The 17,332-nt window shown below is 61.5% G+C and carries 17 protein-coding genes; 16 read left to right on the top strand and 1 reads right to left on the bottom strand.

All coding sequences use genetic code 11. The features are described 5' to 3' along the window. Positions 1-84: 84 nt before the first annotated feature. Both secD and secF read left to right on the top strand, forming a co-directional pair. Entirely contained in the window at positions 85-1,938 is a 1,854-nt protein-coding gene (gene secD / locus IE091_RS02575; RefSeq protein WP_096922154.1) for a protein translocase subunit SecD, read from the top strand. A 48-nt stretch (positions 1,939-1,986) separates the two neighbouring features. Continuing rightward, complete coding sequence (gene secF, locus IE091_RS02570) at positions 1,987-2,913, top strand: protein translocase subunit SecF (RefSeq protein ID WP_189462723.1); 927 nt, start codon at positions 1,987-1,989, stop codon at positions 2,911-2,913. An 83-nt stretch (positions 2,914-2,996) separates the two neighbouring features. Here secF and IE091_RS02565 read toward each other — a convergent pair whose 3' ends face one another. Next, positions 2,997-3,791, bottom strand: a complete 795-nt coding sequence (locus tag IE091_RS02565; protein ID WP_039180303.1) for an inositol monophosphatase family protein — start codon at positions 3,789-3,791, stop codon at positions 2,997-2,999. Between the two features lie 141 nt (positions 3,792-3,932). Between IE091_RS02565 and trmJ the strand changes: the two genes are divergently transcribed. The 14 genes from trmJ (at position 3,933) to der (ending at position 17,300) form a co-directional block, all read left to right on the top strand. Continuing rightward, positions 3,933-4,688, top strand: coding sequence for a tRNA (cytosine(32)/uridine(32)-2'-O)-methyltransferase TrmJ (trmJ, locus tag IE091_RS02560; protein ID WP_144982376.1), 756 nt, complete (start codon positions 3,933-3,935; stop codon positions 4,686-4,688). 119 nt (positions 4,689-4,807) lie between these two features. Continuing rightward, positions 4,808-5,671, top strand: a complete 864-nt coding sequence (gene cysE / locus IE091_RS02555) for a serine O-acetyltransferase (protein WP_039180308.1) — start codon at positions 4,808-4,810, stop codon at positions 5,669-5,671. A 76-nt stretch (positions 5,672-5,747) separates the two neighbouring features. Further along, positions 5,748-6,215, top strand: coding sequence for a Fe-S cluster assembly transcriptional regulator IscR (gene iscR, locus IE091_RS02550; RefSeq protein ID WP_039180312.1), 468 nt, complete (start codon positions 5,748-5,750; stop codon positions 6,213-6,215). A 31-nt stretch (positions 6,216-6,246) separates the two neighbouring features. Beyond that, complete coding sequence (locus IE091_RS02545) at positions 6,247-7,437, top strand: aminotransferase class V-fold PLP-dependent enzyme (protein WP_189462722.1); 1,191 nt, start codon at positions 6,247-6,249, stop codon at positions 7,435-7,437. 28 nt (positions 7,438-7,465) lie between these two features. Continuing rightward, positions 7,466-7,792, top strand: a complete 327-nt coding sequence (locus IE091_RS02540) for a HesB/IscA family protein (RefSeq protein ID WP_016914918.1) — start codon at positions 7,466-7,468, stop codon at positions 7,790-7,792. Between the two features lie 168 nt (positions 7,793-7,960). Continuing rightward, entirely contained in the window at positions 7,961-8,386 is a 426-nt protein-coding gene (gene ndk, locus IE091_RS02535) for a nucleoside-diphosphate kinase (RefSeq protein WP_039180317.1), read from the top strand. Between the two features lie 81 nt (positions 8,387-8,467). After that, positions 8,468-9,646 (top strand): dual-specificity RNA methyltransferase RlmN, encoded by a 1,179-nt coding sequence (gene rlmN, locus IE091_RS02530; protein ID WP_039180320.1) that lies wholly within the window; start codon positions 8,468-8,470, stop codon positions 9,644-9,646. A 101-nt stretch (positions 9,647-9,747) separates the two neighbouring features. Continuing rightward, positions 9,748-10,479 carry a type IV pilus biogenesis/stability protein PilW gene (gene pilW / locus IE091_RS02525; RefSeq protein WP_144982379.1) on the top strand — a complete coding sequence of 244 codons (732 nt, stop codon included), beginning with the start codon at positions 9,748-9,750 and terminating at the stop codon, positions 10,477-10,479. A gap of 40 nt (positions 10,480-10,519) precedes the next feature. Then, positions 10,520-11,467 carry a RodZ domain-containing protein gene (locus IE091_RS02520; protein WP_039180325.1) on the top strand — a complete coding sequence of 316 codons (948 nt, stop codon included), beginning with the start codon at positions 10,520-10,522 and terminating at the stop codon, positions 11,465-11,467. An 8-nt stretch (positions 11,468-11,475) separates the two neighbouring features. After that, a complete protein-coding gene (gene ispG, locus IE091_RS02515) occupies positions 11,476-12,591 on the top strand; it encodes a flavodoxin-dependent (E)-4-hydroxy-3-methylbut-2-enyl-diphosphate synthase (protein WP_039180327.1) in 1,116 nt (371 codons plus the stop codon). Between the two features lie 68 nt (positions 12,592-12,659). Beyond that, positions 12,660-13,976 (top strand): histidine--tRNA ligase, encoded by a 1,317-nt coding sequence (gene hisS, locus IE091_RS02510; RefSeq protein WP_189462721.1) that lies wholly within the window; start codon positions 12,660-12,662, stop codon positions 13,974-13,976. A gap of 83 nt (positions 13,977-14,059) precedes the next feature. After that, the gene (locus tag IE091_RS02505; RefSeq protein ID WP_096922148.1) at positions 14,060-14,719 is read left to right on the top strand and encodes a YfgM family protein; all 660 of its coding nucleotides are present in this window, start codon (positions 14,060-14,062) and stop codon (positions 14,717-14,719) included. After that, positions 14,719-15,900, top strand: coding sequence for an outer membrane protein assembly factor BamB (bamB, locus tag IE091_RS02500; protein WP_189462720.1), 1,182 nt, complete (start codon positions 14,719-14,721; stop codon positions 15,898-15,900). Before IE091_RS02505 ends, bamB begins: the two co-directional genes overlap by 1 nt. Further along, positions 15,897-17,300, top strand: a complete 1,404-nt coding sequence (gene der / locus IE091_RS02495) for a ribosome biogenesis GTPase Der (RefSeq protein ID WP_039180340.1) — start codon at positions 15,897-15,899, stop codon at positions 17,298-17,300. The genes bamB and der overlap by 4 nt, the downstream gene beginning before the upstream one ends. The last annotated feature ends 32 nt before the right edge of the window (positions 17,301-17,332 follow it).

The following is a 17,332-nucleotide window of genomic DNA, read 5'->3' as shown; positions in this document are numbered from 1 at the left end:
ACATGGTAGCGTCGATGGTGAACGTTGCTGTGCACAGCTTGTCTGTGCACAGCGATTCCGTTTGTAATTGAAGGCAGGGCTTGCATGCTCAACCGTTACCCCCTGTGGAAGTATCTGCTGATACTGGTCGTCCTGGTGGTTGGCCTTATCTATTCACTTCCCAATCTATTTCCCGCCGATCCCGCCATTCAGGTGAGCGATGCCCAAGGCAACATGCTTGATGAGCGGCAAATCAATCGCGTCGAACAAGCGCTGAACGACAACGACATTGCCATCAAGGCCGTGGAAGAGGTCGACGGGCAGTGGTTGATTCGTTTGCAAAGCAACGATGACCAGCTGAATGCTCGGGATATCGCGGCTGACGTGCTGGGTAGCGGCGCCACCGTTGCCTTGAACCTGGCGGAAGCCACGCCCGGTTGGCTGCAGGCCTTCTCCGCTACGCCCATGACGCTGGGTCTGGACTTGCGCGGCGGCGTTCACTTCCTGCTGGAAGTGGACATGGAAGCAGCCCTGACCCAGCGCCTGGAAGTAAATGCCAGCGCCATCCGTGAACTGCTGCGTGGCGAGCGTATCCGCTACCGCAATACGGAGATCGCCGAGCGTTCGCTGTCCATCGATTTTGCCAGCAGCGAAGATCGCGACGCTGCGCGTCGAGTGATCAGCCGCGACTTCCCCAACTTCGATTACAGCAACCAGGGCGATGGCCGCGCTTCCAGCCTGGTCATGTCGCTGAGCGACGCGACGGTCAGCGAAATTCAGGACTATGCGGTCAACCAGAACCTGACCACCCTGCGTAACCGTGTCAACGAGCTGGGCGTGGCCGAGCCGATGGTACAGCGCCAGGGCCCCAGCCAGATCGTGGTCGAACTGCCCGGCATTCAGGACACAGTGGCAGCCAAGCGCATCGTCGGCGCCACGGCCAACCTGGAGTTCCGTCTGGAAGCACGTAACGACACGCCCGACATGGAAACCGAGCGCTTCGACTTCCGCAACGACAGCGGCCGTTCTGCGGACCTGATGCGGGACGTGATCATTACCGGTGACAGCGTTTCCAGCGCCAGCCACAGCTTCGATGAAAATGGCCGCCCACAGGTCAACATCAACCTGGATGGCACTGGCGGTACGCTGATGAACCGCGCCACGCGCACCAACATCGGGCGCAACATGGCGGTGCTGTTCATCGAGCACAAGAGCGAAGACCGCGTCGAGACCGACCCGGAGACTGGCGAGCAGACCATCATTCGCGAGCCTTACACGGAGCGCGGCTTGATCAGCCTGGCGACCATCCAGAGCGCGCTGGGCAACAGCTTCCGCATTACCGGGCTCGACTCGCCCACCGAAGCTGCCGAACTGGCCCTGCTGCTGCGTTCAGGCTCTCTGGCTGCGCCCATCTACTTCGTGCAGGAACGCACCATCGGCCCGAGCCTGGGTCAGGACAACATCGAACGCGGCCTGCTCTCGGTCCAGATTGGCCTGTTGCTGGTGGTGATGTTCATGCTGGTGCGCTACAAGGTGTTCGGCGTATTTGCCAACGTGGCGCTGGCGCTCAACCTGACCCTGCTGATTGCCGTGATGTCGATGCTGGGGGCCACCCTCACCCTGCCGGGCATTGCCGGTATCGTGCTGACCCTGGGTATGGCGGTAGATGCCAACGTACTGATCTTCGAACGTATACGCGAAGAGTTGCGCAACGGTCTGTCGATTCAACAAGCCATTCATGCGGGTTACGAGCGTGCCTTCACCTCGATCGTGGATGCCAACATCACCACCCTGCTGGTCGCCATCATCCTGTTCTCGATTGGCACTGGCCCGGTCAAAGGCTTCGCGGTAACGCTCTCCATCGGTATCTTGACCTCGATGTTCACGGCCTTGATGGTCACACGAGCCATGGTCAACCTCACCTATGGCAGCAAGCCCGTCAAGAAGCTCTGGATCTGATCTCGTGAAGCAGACATACGCGCTCCGCACAGAATTGAAGAGGTGGTAATGAAACCCCTATCGCAGCTACGCATCGACTTCATGGGACGACGCAACCTTGCGTTCATCGTCTCGGCGGTGATGCTGATCGTCTCTATCGGTGCCATCGTTTTTCAGCAGCTCAACCTGGGGCTGGACTTCACGGGCGGCACCCTGGTCGAAGTACGTTACGGTGCCGCACCGTCACTGGATGCCATCCGCCAACTGCTGGAAAACAGCGGCTTTCAGGATGTGTCCGTACAAACCTTCGGTGCTTCTACCGAAATTCTGATTCGCCTGCAGCAGGCCTTTGACCCCGACATCGGCAGCGAAATCGTCGGGCTGCTGCGCGCCGATGGCGCTGACGTCAATCTGGTGCGCGCGGAGTTCGTGGGTGCTCAGGTAGGTGAGCAACTGCGCGACCAGAGCGGCATGGGCATGCTGGTGGCCCTCGGCGTCGTGATGGTCTACGTGGCCTTGCGCTTTCAGTACAAGTTCGCCGTCGGCGCTCTGCTGGCGCTGATGCACGACGTGGTCATCGTGGTGGGTGTCTTCGCGCTGTTCCAGCTCGACTTCAACCTGACGGTACTGGCCGCACTGCTCGCGGTCATCGGTTATTCCCTCAACGATACCATCGTGGTGTACGACCGTATCCGCGAGTCCATTCGCACGTCGCGGATCGACAACATGGGGCAAATCATCAACGAAGCGATCAATGCCACGCTCTCGCGTACGCTGGCAACGTCGGGTACCACCATCCTGGTGCTGCTGGCCTTGCTGCTGCTGGGCGGCGACATGATCGAGAACTTCGCCATCGCACTATTGGTTGGCATCGTGGTGGGCACCTTCTCCTCCATCTATATCTCTGGCGCCCTGCTGATCCCGCTCAAGCTCTCTCGGGAAGACCTGATCCCGACCAAGAAAGAGAGCGATGAAGAGGAAGAAGAGCTGCCGTAAGGCGCGAATGCTCTCTTCAGCAAAAGGCCTTGCCGCTTACGCGACAAGGCCTTTTTCATATCATCAGGGAACTGACATCACGCTCAGAAATGCGGCGCCAGCTGTTTGATCAGTGCTTTATAAAGGCGCGGGCCAGCGGCCATCAGTTGGCCTTCTGCGGTGACGGTGGGCTGGCCGTTGGGCGTGCCCATCAGCGCGCCGGCTTCTTTCAGCAGCAGCGTACCGACCTGCATGTCCTGCTCTTCCAGGCCTAGAACGAACACGCTGTCGACGCGGCCAGCGGCCAGTTCGCAAATGTCCAGCAGGCCAGAGCCCGTGGCGACCAGGGTTTCCACCTGGGGGGCCAGTTGCTGCGTCACGGTCAGGTAGGCAGGCAGATGGCTGGGGCGCAGCCAGGCTTCCGGCAGGCTCATGGCCATGCGGGTACCGGGAATGGCCGTGGGCTTGCTCACGCGCATACGCTTGTCGTTGTGCTGGGCGCCACGGCCACGGCTGGCGATGTATTCGTCATCGCCAAAGGGAGAGACCACCACCGCGTGTTCGGGGCGACCTTTGATCAGACACACCACTGAGAGTGCAAAGCCCTTGCCTGCCACGGCCAGGTTGGAATAGCCATGCAGGGGTTCGATCTTCCAAACGATCTCTTCGCCTTCACCCTCACCCGCTTGATGGGGGGTGTAGCGGCCGGAGAAGCCATGCTGCGGATAGCCGCGCTGCAGTTGCTGAACGATGGTGGCTTCGGCCTTGCGGGCCGTGTCTTCCAGCAGGCGGTCGAGATTGAATTCTTCGTGGGCGTTTTCGATACGCTCACGGACACGCAGAAAATGTTCAACCGCGCTACGCGCAGCGCGCAGCGTAAATTGGACCATTGGATTCATGATCGGGCCTTGTCACAGTGATGTTAAAGAACGGGGGCAGGCGCAGGACACCTTGATGGCGGGCAATTCTACCAGAGGCCCCTCGGGCATGCCATCGACTCGTGCTAAACTGCGCTTTTTACGTCGTGAACCGGGCTTATCATGCTTGACCGCATTCGAATCGTTCTTATTGGCACCAGCCATCCTGGCAATATTGGCGGCGTGGCACGCGCCATGCACAACATGGGCCTGGCGGATCTGGCGCTCGTCGCCCCCCGCTGCGACGTGCTCACTCAGGAGAGCATCTCACGGGCGTCAGGGGCCGACCATCTGCTCCATCAGGCGGCCATTCATGCCACGCTGGAAGATGCCGTGGCCGACTGCACCCTGGCCGTGGGTGCCAGTGCCCGCTCACGTACGCTGCCTTGGCCGATGATCTCTCCCCGAGAGCTGGCCGAACGCCTGCCAGCCGAGTGCCGCCCTGCCAATGCGCGCATCGCGCTGGTGTTTGGGCGCGAGGACAGCGGCTTGACCAATGCCGAGCTGCAGCGCTGCCATGCCCACGTACACATTCCCACCAATGCGGATTTCAGCTCGCTGAACCTGGCGGCAGCGGTACAGGTACTCGCCTACGAGTGTCGCATGGCCTGGCTGACGCAGGCCGACGCGCCCCCCGCTCAAGAGGATGACGAAGAGGCCGCGCTGGCGTCCCACGAAGAGCTGGAGCGGTACTTCGAGCACCTGGAGCGCACGCTGATCGCCATCGAGTTTCATGACCCCGCACAGCCGCGCCAGTTGATGGCACGCCTGCGCCGCCTGTACCTGCGAGCTCGCCCCGAGAAAATGGAAATGAACATCCTGCGCGGTATCCTGTCGGCCACGGAGAAGGCAGCCCAACAGCACACGACACCTCGTTGATACGCGCCACGGTCAGCCCGATGGCCTAAACTTGAAGTTATCCGGTGGTGCCCCCACATTTGGGGGCCGACCCCAGCACAGCCTGCCCTGCTGCCGCTTTTACGCCCAAGGACACTCCCATGTTTCAACGCCTGCGCGAAGACATCAACAGCGTATTCGACCGCGACCCAGCGGCACGCAACTTTCTCGAGGTCTTGACCAACTACCCGGGCCTGCATGCTCTGCTGCTGCACCGCTGTGGCCACTGGTTATGGAAGAAGAACTTCAAGTGGCTGGCGCGCACGGTATCTACCTTCTCCCGCTGGATGACCGGTATCGAGATCCACCCCGGCGCCACCATTGGTCGGCGCTTCTTCATCGATCACGGCATGGGCGTGGTGATCGGTGAGACCGCCCAGGTCGGCGACAACGTGACGCTCTACCAGGGAGTCACGCTAGGCGGCACCAGCTGGAATAAAGGCAAGCGTCACCCCACGTTGGAAGATGGCGTGATCGTCGGGGCAGGTGCCAAAATTCTGGGCCCGTTCACGGTTGGAGCCGGTGCCAAGATTGGCTCCAACGCCGTGGTGACCAAAGAGGTGCCCGCGGGCGCAACGGTGGTCGGCATTCCTGGCAAGATCGTCAAGCGCGCCGAGCCTGATGTAGAGGAAGCGCTGGATATCGACCCGGCTCGCCGCGAAGCCATCTGCCAGAAATTCGGTTTCGATGCCTACGGCGTCAGCCAGGACATGCCCGATCCGGTAGCACGCTCCATGCAGGCCATGCTGGACCATATGCACGCCGTGGACGAGCGTATCGAACGCATGTGCTCTACCCTGCGCAAGCTGGATGCCAGTTACCGTGACGGCCAACTGCCCGAACTCAGGGATGAGGACTTCGCCGACATTCTCGACGAAGGCGAATCGGGCTGCGCGGGGTCAGGCAAACACCGCAGTGACAAGGTCAGCGCTGCCGAAACCTCCGACACGCGCCCCAATAGTTGACCAAAGCACTCAGGATTTCCATAATGGCGCTACACTTGCCGCCAGTGCGCTGAGGTTCAGCGACGAGGTACCTGTTATGCGCTTGACTACCAAAGGCCGATACGCCGTTACCGCCATGCTGGACCTGGCGATCAATACGCCTCAAGGCCCTACCAGCCTTGGCGATATATCCCAGCGCCAGGAGATCTCGCTCTCGTATCTGGAGCAGCTGTTTGCGCGGCTGCGGCGCAGCGGGCTGGTCACCAGCGTGCGTGGCCCTGGCGGTGGCTATCTACTGGCCAAGCCTGCCGCCGAGATCAGCGTGTCCCAGGTCATCGATGCGGTCAATGAAACCGTCGATGCCACCCGCTGCCAGGGGCTTTCCGACTGCCAGCAGGGCGACACCTGCCTGACCCATCACTTGTGGTGCGAACTTTCGGGGCAAATACGCCACTTTCTGGATGACGTGACGCTGGCGCAGCTGATGCAACGCCCGGACGTCATTCGTATTGCCGCTCGACAGAAGCAGCGCGCCGACGCCGGGATTCTTGCCTCTTCCCCCTGACGCCATTCACTGCCCGTTGGAACTCAAACTCATGACAGCCACGCCCTCACTGCCCATTTACCTCGACTATGCCGCCACTACGCCGGTAGATGAGCGCGTGGCCGAGGTGATGACGCGCTACCTGACCGTCGACCAGCTGTTTGCCAACCCGGCATCGCGCAGCCACATGCTGGGCTGGCAGGCAGAGCAGGTGGTAGAGCAGGCACGGCGCCAGGTGGCCGACCTGATTCATGCCGACCCTCGCGAGATCGTGTGGACCAGCGGTGCTACCGAAGCCAACAATCTGGCGCTGATCGGCTTCATGCGCGCCAACCGCCCGCGCGGCATGCACCTGGTCACCTCGTCCATCGAACACAAGGCCGTGGTGGATACCGCCAAGGCGCTGGAAAGCGAAGGCTTCGAGGTCACCTGGCTCAAGCCCCAGCGGGACGGGCGCATCACCCCCGAACAGCTGCGCGAGGCCATGCGGGATGACACCGCCCTGGTGTCGCTGATGGCAGTGAACAACGAGCTGGGCAGCATCAACGACATCGCAGCGCTGGCAGCCGTGGCCCACGACTTTGGCGCGGCCTTCCATACCGATGCCGCTCAGGCGGTAGGACGCATCCCGCTGGACGTGGTCGAACAGCACATCGACTTGATGTCGCTGTCTGCCCATAAAGCCTATGGCCCCAAAGGGGTGGGCGCTCTGTACGTGAAACGCCATCCGGACATGCGTGTCGAAGCGCTGATTCACGGCGGCGGGCACGAGCGCGGCATGCGTTCCGGCACGCTGCCCACCCACCAGATTGCGGGCATGGGGGAAGCCTTTGCCGTCATGCAGCAGCAGCAAGCTCAGGATCAGGCGCATATTGCCGCCCTTCGCGAGCAACTGCTGAATGGCCTGAGCACGCTGGAGGGCGTCATTCCCAACTCGCCCCAGCAGCATGGGGTGCCCAATATTCTCAATCTCGCGTTCGAGGGTGTCGATGGTGAAGCGCTGCTGATGGCCCTGCGCGACGTTGCCGTGTCTACAGGCTCTGCCTGCAACTCGGCCAGCGTCGACCCCTCTTACGTCCTGCTGGGCATCGGAACGCCCCGTCGGCTGGCGCTCTCTTCGCTGCGCTTGAGCTTTGGACGGTTTACCCAGCCAGCCGATATCGACCACGCACTGACACTACTGCACCACGCCGTCAGCGGCCTGCGTGCTTCGGCGCGCCAGGCCACTGCGCCTGGCCGCTGACCGACCGACTTTTCAAGGAGAGTGCTCCATGGCAACGCTTAACATTTCCCCCGCCGCCGCCGAGCAGATCCACCGCGTCCTCGAAGAGCGCGGCAAGGGGCTTGGCCTTCGGGTATCCGTCAAACCCAGCGGCTGCTCTGGCTACAGCTATGTGCTCGATTTTGCCGACGAGGCTCAGCCAGATGACGTGCACTTCGAGTCCCACGGGGCCAGCGTCTACGTGGCCACCGATGCCGTCGAGATGCTGGACGGCAGCGAAGTGGACTACGTCAGCGAAGGGCTCAATCGCTTCTTCCGCTTCAACAATCCCAACGTCAAGGATCAGTGCGGCTGCGGTGAAAGCTTTACCGTTTAAGCGCTCTTTGACGTCACTCATCGGTATTCATCCCCTGCGTGAGACGCTATAATCGCGGCCACTCGGCCTGCGGCATAGCGTCCAGACAAGGCCGGACACATTTTCCTGTGCCGCCCTGGCTTTCCGGGGCGGCAATTTCTGCTTTATCCCTTTCTAGGAGATCTCTGCATGGCGACTGAACGTACTCTTTCCATCATCAAGCCCGATGCCGTAGCCAAGAATGCCATCGGCGACATCATCGCACGCTTCGAAAAGGCTGGCCTGCAAGTGGTCGCGGCCAAGATGCTGCACCTCTCCGAAGAGAAAGCCGGTGGTTTCTACGCCGAGCACAAAGAGCGCCCCTTCTTCAAGGATCTGGTCGGTTTCATGACCTCTGGCCCGGTCGTCGTTCAAGTGCTGGAAGGTGAAGGCGCCATCGCCAAGAACCGTGAGCTGATGGGTGCTACCAACCCTAAAGAAGCCGCTCCGGGCACCATCCGCGCCGACTTCGCGGAAACAATCGACGCCAACGCTGTCCATGGTTCCGACTCTGCCGAAAGCGCTGCACGCGAAATTAGCTACTTCTTCGGTAACGACGAAATCTGCCCGCGCTAAACCAGCGCTGCCGTTTCAACATTCGTTGCCGGCCATTTTTGCGGGGGCCTGGCCCCCGCCTCTTTCTGAACGCTGACCGCCATGACCACCACTGTCGCTCCATCATCACCGTCTTCTCTATCCATCGCTGACCACGCCACGCAGGCGGAGCCCGCACGCCAGAACCTGCTGGGGCTCTCTCGTGAGCAAATGGAAGCTTTCTTTTCATCCATTGGTGAGAAGAAATTCCGTGCCACCCAGGTCATGAAGTGGATCCACCAGGAGGGCGTCGATGACTTTGCCGTGATGACCAACCTGTCCAAACCGCTGCGCGACAAGCTCGCTCAGGTGGCCGAGATTCGCGGCCCAGGCGTCGTGTATGAAGGCACGTCCAGCGACGGCACGCGCAAATGGGTGCTCGAAGTGGAAGATGGCAGCTATGTCGAAACGGTTCTGATCCCGGCAGAGAACGGTAAGCGACGCACCCTGTGCGTGTCGTCACAGGTCGGCTGCTCGCTGGATTGCAGCTTCTGCTCCACGGGCAAACAGGGCTTCCAGCGCAACCTCACGGCCGCTGAAATCATTGGTCAGGTCTGGGTAGCGCAACGCAGCGTTGGCCCTCGGCGGGATACCGCCAACCGTCCGGTGACCAACGTGGTCATGATGGGCATGGGCGAGCCGCTGTTGAATTTCGACAACGTCGTGCCTGCCATGAAGCTGATGCTCGACGACAACGGCTATGGCCTCTCCAAGCGCCGCGTCACCCTCTCCACGTCGGGCGTGGTGCCGATGATGGATAAACTGGGCGATGAGATGGACGTCAGCCTGGCGATTTCGCTGCACGCCTCCACCGATGAGCTGCGTAACGAACTCGTCCCGATCAACCGCAAGTACAACATTCGTGCCTTGCTGGATGCCTGTCACCGCTACCTGGCCAAATGCCCGGACAACCGTCAGGTGACCATCGAGTACACCTTGATCAAAGGCGTGAATGACCAGCAGGAACACGCCGAACAGCTGGCGGCGCTTCTCAAGGAGCTGCCCTGCAAGATCAACCTGATTCCCTTTAACCCGTTCCCCAATTCGGGTTATGAAAAGCCCTCGCGCAACCAGGTCATGCGTTTTCAGCAATGGCTTTATGACCTGGAGTACAACGCCACCGTCCGCACCACCCGAGGGGATGACATCGATGCCGCCTGCGGCCAACTGGTCGGACGCGTAAAAGACCGCACCAAGCGCAGTGCGCGCTATATTCAATCGGTTCAACTGGATGCAGACTAAGGCCGCTGTCTTGACTTCCACACAACACAGCGCTTTGATGGTCACGTTTTTTTATTAACGTCATCAGTGCGAGCAAGGCCGCACTGTTCAAGAGGACATACATGATCGGTCATCGCAGGTGCTTCTCCTTTTTCAGAGTGCCCATGCTGTCCGTCCTTGCTGGCAGCCTGCTGCTGGCGGGGTGTGCGACCTCGACGCCCACGTTCAACGAGAGCAACCCGGATGCCGCCGATGCCTATGCCCAATTGGGGGTGGCCTACCTGGAGCGGGATAACCTGCCCCGCGCCCTGAGCGCGCTGGACCGAGCACTGGAGCTGGATGCTCGCCACCCAGAGGCACTTCAGGCGATTGCGCTGGTCTATCAGCAGCAGGGAGAGCGCGATCTCGCCAATCGCTATTTCCAGCAGGCGCTGAGCGCCTCGCCCTCGTTTACGCGGGCACGCAACAACTATGCTGCCTTTTTGTATCAGCAGGGGCGCTACCCAGAGGCCTGCGAGCAGTTGGAAGCCGCCTCTGAGGATGCCCAATATGCCAATCGTGCCCAGCTATTCACCAACCTGGGTCAGTGCTATTTGGCGATTGACGAATTCGACAGGGCGCGCGACCGTTTGCAGCGCGCCCAGAGTATCGACCCGCGCAACACTCGCGGGTATTTAATGTTAGCCGAACTGGAAGTTTCGCAGGGACGATACGATCAGGCCTGGGAGCCGCTGCAAAGCTACCTGCAGTTGGCTGGCCCCGACCCGGCAGCGTTGGAAATGGCGATAGATATCGCCCTCGCCCGCGGCGACAGCGCGGCGGCCGCCGAATACCAACGCCTGCTGAACCCTTGATCAGTGCCCTGACCACCTATTTTTTGAAGGATGCTCAGCCATGAGCGAGACACAGTTACACGATAGCGTTACCTCCACCAGCACCGCTGGCGAACTGCTCTCCCGTCAACGTGAAGCGCTGGGCGTGCCGATTGTTGATGCTGCCCGTGCGCTGAATCTGCGCACCGCCGTGGTCGAAGGCCTGGAAAAGGACAACTACGAAGAAATTCCTGTCACCGCTTATCGCCGTGGCTACCTGCGTGCCTATGCAAAATACCTGGGCCTGGATGACAAGCTGGTGCTGGATGCCTATCAAGCGCGCCACGGCAGCAGCGAAACCGAGCGAAAGATCGCGCCCGTTGCCGTCACTCGCCCCCCATCAAAGGTGGGCGCCTGGTTATTCAAGCTGGTCACCCTGCTGGTGATCGTGGGCCTGATCGGCGTCACCGTTGCCTGGTGGCAAAGCCGTGGCGGCAGCGAGCCCCCAAGCATGGGCACGTCTTCCACGTTGGAAGAGGATGCCGCCGACAGTGCGACGCCGCCACCCGCCGAGCCGATGGTCGAGCCCGATCCCGTGGTGATCCCGCCCATGATCGACGAGCCTCAAGTCAGCATGGAGGACGAAGACGCCAGCACTGACGCCGATGCCAGCACTGAACCCGCCAGCGACGTGGCCGATGCCAGCGCCGAGCCGGTGACCGATGTCGCCGAGGCACAGGCGCCGGAAGCGCCCGCGGAAGATGCCGCGCCGGAACCCGTCGCCAACCCCAATCTGCTGGAACTGACCTTCAACGAGCAGTCCTGGACCGAGATCTTCGATGCCAACAACCAGCGCGTCTTCGTTGGCCTGCAAACGCCCGGCACCACCGCCAGCGTCGAGGGTACGCCGCCCTTCCGCCTGACCATCGGTAATGCCACCGGTGTCGAGCTGCGCTATCAAGGCGATACCGTCAACCTGGCGCAACGCGCCGGTGCCAACAATGTTGCCCGCTTTACTCTAGGAGAGTGACCCGTCCTATGCACGCCCCTTCTCCGATCAAACGTCGCCCCTCGCGCCAGATACACGTTGGTAACGTCGCCGTGGGCGGCGATGCCCCGATTGCCGTTCAAAGCATGACCAACACCAACACCCTGGACGTAGACGCCACCGTGGGTCAGATCCAGCAGTTGGAAAAAGCCGGTGCCGACATCGTCCGTGTGTCGGTCCCCGACATGGATGCTGCCGAAGCCTTCGGCAAGATCAAACAGCGGGTCGATGTGCCGCTGGTGGCCGACATCCACTTCGATTACAAGATTGCCCTGCGGGTCGCCGAGTTGGGCGTGGATTGCCTGCGTATCAACCCGGGCAATATTGGCCGGGAAGATCGCGTCCGCGCGGTGGTCAGTGCGGCCAGAGAGCACGGCATTCCGATTCGCATTGGCGTCAATGCCGGTTCGCTGGAAAAGGACCTGCAAAAGAAATATGGCGAGCCCACGCCTGCCGCGCTGGTCGAGTCGGCCATGCGTCACATCGACTACCTGGATCGGCTCGACTTCCAGGAGTTCAAGGTCAGCGTCAAAGCCTCGGACGTGTTCATGGCCGTGGCCGCCTACCGTGACCTGGCCACCCGCATCGAACAGCCGCTGCACCTGGGCATTACCGAAGCAGGTGGCCTGCGCTCGGGTACGGTCAAGTCATCGATTGGCCTCGGCATGCTGTTGATGGATGGTATCGGCGATACCATTCGCGTCTCGCTGGCCGCCGACCCGGTGGAAGAGATCAAGGTCGGCTTCGACATGCTCAAGAGCCTGAGACTGCGCGCCAAAGGCATCAACTTCATCGCCTGCCCCAGCTGTTCACGGCAGAACTTCGATGTCATCAGCACCATGAACCAGCTGGAAGAGCGCCTGGAAGACATCATGACCCCGCTGGATGTCTCGGTGATTGGCTGCGTGGTCAACGGCCCTGGCGAAGCCAAGGAGACCGATATCGGTCTGACCGGTGGTTCACCCGCCAACCTGGTCTACATCGACGGCAAACCTGCCAGCAAACTGCGTAACGACCATCTGGTGGATGACCTGGAAAAGCTGATCCGCGACAAGGTACGCCAGAAAGAGCAGCAGCAAGAGAACATGATTGCACGCAGCGTTTGACACCTGCGTTGCCTGCAACAGGCGGCACGCCTTGCGCCTCGCGCTGCCGCCCAGACAAGGAGTTTTCATTGAGCAAGTCCGCCGCTAAAAAGATTCAAGCCATCCGTGGAATGAACGACCTATTGCCCAGCGACAGCCCTCGCTGGCAATTTTTTGAGGCCAAGGTACGCCACTTGATGCAGCGCTACGGCTTTGATGAGATCCGTACGCCAATCGTGGAGCAAACCGCCCTGTTTGCCCGTTCCATCGGGGAAGTCACCGATATCGTCGAAAAAGAGATGTACACCTTCGACGACCGCAACGGCGACAGCCTGACCCTGCGCCCGGAAGGCACCGCCAGCTGCGTACGCGCTGCCATGGAGCATGGCCTGCTGCACAACCAGACCCAGCGGATTTGGTATCAGGGTCCGATGTTCCGCCACGAGCGGCCCCAGAAAGGACGCTACCGTCAGTTTCATCAGGTGGGCGTGGAAACCTATGGCTTCGACGGCCCGGACATCGACGCCGAGGTCATTCTGCTCTCTGCCCGCTTATGGCAAGAGCTGGGCCTTCTCGAACATGTCACTCTGGAACTGAACTCCCTGGGCTCCAGCGACGCCCGCGCAGCCTACCGCGACAAGCTGGTGGCGTACTTCGAACAGCACCATGCGCTACTGGATGAAGACTCCAAACGTCGCCTGACCAGCAATCCGCTGCGCATTCTGGATTCCAAGAATCCCGATATGGCCGAGATGCTGAACGGCGCACCGCAGCTGATGGATCACCTGGACGAGACTTCGCGGGAGCACTTCGAGCAGCTCAAGGCCATGCTCGACGCGGCCAACATTCCCTACGTGGTCAACCCGCGCCTGGTGCGGGGCCTGGACTACTACTGCCGTACGGTGTTCGAGTGGACCACCACGGCGCTGGGCAGCCAGGGCACCGTCTGTGCCGGTGGCCGCTACGATGGGCTGGTCGAGCAACTGGGCGGCAAGCCCACACCTGCCGTGGGCTTTGCCATGGGGATCGAGCGGCTGATTCTGCTGCTGGAAACTCTCGACCTGGTACCGGAAGAAGCCTTGGGCGGCTGCGACGTCTACCTGGTGCCGATGGATGACAGCGCCACCGTGGCAGCTCTCACCCTGGCAGAACAGCTGCGCAGCGCACTGCCCGACCTGCGCCTGCAGCTGCACTGCGGTGGCGGCAGCTTCAAGAGTCGCATGAAAAAGGCCGACAAGAGCGCCGCGCCCATTGCCATTCTGCTGGGTGAAGACGAGCTGGCTCAGCAAACGGCCACCCTGAAATTCCTGCGCGATGACCGTGAGCAGCAACAGGTAGCCCAGGCCAGTCTTGCCAGCACGCTGAGCGACCTGCTGGCCGCCACACCAGGCAACGCGACCCACTAAACGCTGCCCACCGAGCGTCTCGTGTGGGCGATGCATACCTGTCAGCCGCTGCGGCGGCTGAGTGATTGAATAGGAGGCCGCCCGTGGCGGATCTGAGAAGCGAAGAAGAGCAGCTGGACGTCGTCAAGCGCTGGTGGAAAGAGAACGGTACGTCGCTGATTGCCGGCGCGGTGCTGGCTGCCGCCGGTGTGTTCGGCTGGAATGCCTGGCAGAACTACCAGGAAGGCCAGTCGGAAGCGGCCTCTGCCCGCTACCAGCAGCTGGTGACCATCACGGCCGCCAACTCGCTGGAAGAGGACCAGCTCGCGGCAGCGAGGGAACTGATCGGTGAACTGACCGACCAGTATGGCCGCACTCTGTATGCCGAGCTTGCCCAGTTGCTGGAAGCCCGCCTGGCTGTACAGGAAGGCGACCTGGCAACGGCCAGAGAAGCCCTCGACAGCGTCGCCAACGGCTCGTCACGCCGTTATGTTCAAAGCCTGGCCTGGCTGCGGCTGGCGCGTATCGAACTGGCCGAAGGCAACCCCGAGGCGGCACTGGAGCTATTGGACCAGCCGATCACCGACACGCTGGCCGCCCAACAGGCCAACGTACGCGGCGATGCTCACCTGGCGCTTGGCCAGCCCGAGCAGGCTCGCGAAGCATGGCAAGCCGCGCTGGAGATTGCCCAAACGCAGAACCAGCCGCTTTATGGCGTGCAGTTCAAGCTCGACGATATCGGCGCCGAGGAGGCGAATCAGTGATGACCAACAGCCTGTTAAAACCACGTTTTTCCACTTCGCTGATGCGTGCCACGCTGGGCGCCGTTGCGCTGGCCTTGCTGGCGGGTTGCGCCAGCAAGGGTGAGCCTGCCTACACCCCCAAAGAGCTGCGTAGCTTCAACGAAACCTCGTCACTGGATAGCCAGTGGCGGCGCAGCGTTGGCGACGGTTTTGGCCGTGCCCGCTACCCGATTGCACCGGCGCGCGAGGGTAATACCGTGTTTGCCGCCGATGCCAACGGCCTGATAACCGCCTTCAATGCCCAGAGCGGTGAGCGTGAGTGGCAAGTCGAGCTGGATACCCCCATCTCCAGTGCACTCAACGCCATTGCCGGCCAAGTTTACCTGGGCACCCGCAACGGTGAAGTGATTGCGCTGAGCCAGCGTGACGGCAGCGTGAGCTGGCGTTCGCGCGTGTCCAGCGAAGTGCTGGCCGCTCCCCAGGCCAACCAGCAACTGCTGCTGGTACAGAGCATCGACGGCCAGATAACGGCCCTTGATCGCGCCAGCGGTGAAGAGCGCTGGGTCTACACCAGCTCTCAGCCTGCGCTGACACTGCGCGGCACCGGCACGCCCATGGTCATCGACCCGGTCACCTTCGTGGGTACGGCCAACGGACGCCTGGCGACGCTGGATAACCGCAGCGGCCAGCCCCTTTGGGAAATGCAGATTGCCACACCACGTGGCCGTAGCGATGTCGAACGTCTGGTGGACCTCTCTGGTCAACCGGTATTGAGCCCGGATGGTCGCCTGTTCGTCACCAGCTACAATGGCCGTGTGGTGGCACTGGAAGCTACTCAGGGCGGTACGCTGTGGGAAGCCAACATTTCCAGTCGCCATACTCCCGTTCTGGTCGGCAACCTGCTGCTGGTGGTGAGCGACAATAGCCACGTCATTGCACTGGATGCCAATAGCGGCCAGGAAGTATGGCGTAATACGGATCTGGAAGATCGCTGGCTGACGCCTCCCGCCTTTGCGGATGGCCGTCTGGTGGTCGGTGATTTCGAAGGTTATGTGCACCTGCTGGATGCCCGTGAAGGCAATCTGGTAGGACGTACCCGCGTCCACAGCTCCGGTATCAGCGTGCGCCCTGTCACTGAAGGCAGCACCATTCATGTCCAGGCCAACAATGGTCGCCTGGAAACCCTGGAAGTCACTCCATGACACCCGTCATAGCGTTAGTGGGTCGACCCAATGTGGGAAAATCGACCCTGTTCAACCGCCTTACCCGCTCGCGCGACGCGCTGGTGGCGGATTTTCCCGGCCTGACCCGAGACCGTAAATACGGCAACGGCATGCTGGGTAACAAGGCCTATACCGTGATCGACACGGGCGGCATCAGCGGCGACGAGGAAGGCATCGACGCCGCCATGGCAGAGCAATCGCTGGCCGCCATCGACGAAGCAGACATCGTGCTGTTTCTGGTGGACGCCCGGGCGGGGCTCAACGTGGCCGACGAGGCCATCGCCAATCACCTGCGTGTCAATCAGAAGAAAACCTGGCTGGTGGTCAACAAGACCGATGGGCTCGAAGAGCACTCTGCCATGGCCGACTTCTGGAAGCTGGGCCTGGGCGACCCGTGGCCTATCGCCGCCGCCCACGGGCGCAACGTGTCGCTGCTCATCGATACCGTGCTGGAACCCTTCCCCGAGCGCGACCCGACCATTCCTGCCGACACCGGCACGAAAGGCATTCGTATCGGTGTGATTGGCCGCCCGAACGTGGGCAAGTCCACGCTGGTCAACCGGCTGCTGGGTGAAGACCGCGTTGTAGTGTTCGATGAAGCAGGCACCACTCGCGATGCCATCGAGATCCCCTTCGAGCGTAACGGCCATCCCTATGTGCTGATCGACACGGCCGGGATACGTCGACGCAAGAACGTGCGTGAAATTGCCGAGAAGTTCTCCATCATCAAGACGCTGGACGCCATCAAGGAGAGCCATGTGGCGGTGATGGTGCTGGATGCCCGCAGCGGTCTGGTCGAACAGGATCTGCACCTGCTGGACTACGTCCTGACCACGGGTCGGGCGCTAGTGCTGGCAGTGAACAAGTGGGACGGGCTGGAAAGCGAAGCCAAGGAGAAGATGCGGGCGGACATCAAGCGCCGTCTAGGCTTCGCCGACTACGCCGAGCTGCATTTCATCTCGGCACTGCACGGCACGGCCGTTGGCGACCTCTACCCCTCCATCGAGCGGGCCTTCAAGGCAGCCAATGCCCACTGGTCCACCAACCGCCTGACCACGCTGCTGCAAGATGCGGTCAGCCAGCATCCGCCCCCCATGGTCAACGGTCGGCGGATCAAGCTGCGCATGGCCCACCAGGGCGGCAGCAACCCGCCCATCATCGTGGTCCACGGTAACCAGACCGAATCGCTGCCCGAGGCCTACCGCCGTTACCTGATCAACACCTTCCGCAAGGTGCTGAAGGTACGCGGCACGCCCATGCGCTTCGAGTTCCGTTCAGGCAGCAACCCTTTCGACAAGATGGCAGGTGCCAGCGACAAGGAGAAAGCCAAGAAACGCGAGCTGAACCGCACCAAGGAAGCCCGCAAGAGCCGCCGCTAGGCGCTGCTGGAAAACTGGCCTTGTCTGCATCG

The organism is Vreelandella hamiltonii, assembly GCF_014651775.1.
Taxonomy (GTDB): Bacteria; Pseudomonadota; Gammaproteobacteria; order Pseudomonadales; family Halomonadaceae; genus Vreelandella; species Vreelandella hamiltonii.
The sequence above is the reverse complement of the archived record's forward strand: the minus strand, read 5'-3'. Positions and strand labels throughout refer to the sequence as shown.

What these genes read in the sequence shown, in the direction of transcription:
- cysE (WP_039180308.1), top strand. Translation starts at nt 4,808, where the DNA reads ATGTTTCAACGCCTGCGCGAAGACATCAACAGCGTATTCGACCGCGAC.
- bamB (WP_189462720.1), top strand. Translation starts at nt 14,719, where the DNA reads ATGACCAACAGCCTGTTAAAACCACGTTTTTCCACTTCGCTGATGCGT.
- secF (WP_189462723.1), top strand. Translation starts at nt 1,987, where the DNA reads ATGAAACCCCTATCGCAGCTACGCATCGACTTCATGGGACGACGCAAC.
- secD (WP_096922154.1), top strand. Translation starts at nt 85, where the DNA reads ATGCTCAACCGTTACCCCCTGTGGAAGTATCTGCTGATACTGGTCGTC.
- der (WP_039180340.1), top strand. Translation starts at nt 15,897, where the DNA reads ATGACACCCGTCATAGCGTTAGTGGGTCGACCCAATGTGGGAAAATCG.
- IE091_RS02565 (WP_039180303.1), bottom strand. Translation starts at nt 3,791, where the DNA reads ATGAATCCAATGGTCCAATTTACGCTGCGCGCTGCGCGTAGCGCGGTT.
- trmJ (WP_144982376.1), top strand. Translation starts at nt 3,933, where the DNA reads ATGCTTGACCGCATTCGAATCGTTCTTATTGGCACCAGCCATCCTGGC.
- ndk (WP_039180317.1), top strand. Translation starts at nt 7,961, where the DNA reads ATGGCGACTGAACGTACTCTTTCCATCATCAAGCCCGATGCCGTAGCC.
- IE091_RS02545 (WP_189462722.1), top strand. Translation starts at nt 6,247, where the DNA reads ATGACAGCCACGCCCTCACTGCCCATTTACCTCGACTATGCCGCCACT.
- ispG (WP_039180327.1), top strand. Translation starts at nt 11,476, where the DNA reads ATGCACGCCCCTTCTCCGATCAAACGTCGCCCCTCGCGCCAGATACAC.
- IE091_RS02540 (WP_016914918.1), top strand. Translation starts at nt 7,466, where the DNA reads ATGGCAACGCTTAACATTTCCCCCGCCGCCGCCGAGCAGATCCACCGC.
- pilW (WP_144982379.1), top strand. Translation starts at nt 9,748, where the DNA reads ATGATCGGTCATCGCAGGTGCTTCTCCTTTTTCAGAGTGCCCATGCTG.
- iscR (WP_039180312.1), top strand. Translation starts at nt 5,748, where the DNA reads ATGCGCTTGACTACCAAAGGCCGATACGCCGTTACCGCCATGCTGGAC.
- rlmN (WP_039180320.1), top strand. Translation starts at nt 8,468, where the DNA reads ATGACCACCACTGTCGCTCCATCATCACCGTCTTCTCTATCCATCGCT.
- IE091_RS02520 (WP_039180325.1), top strand. Translation starts at nt 10,520, where the DNA reads ATGAGCGAGACACAGTTACACGATAGCGTTACCTCCACCAGCACCGCT.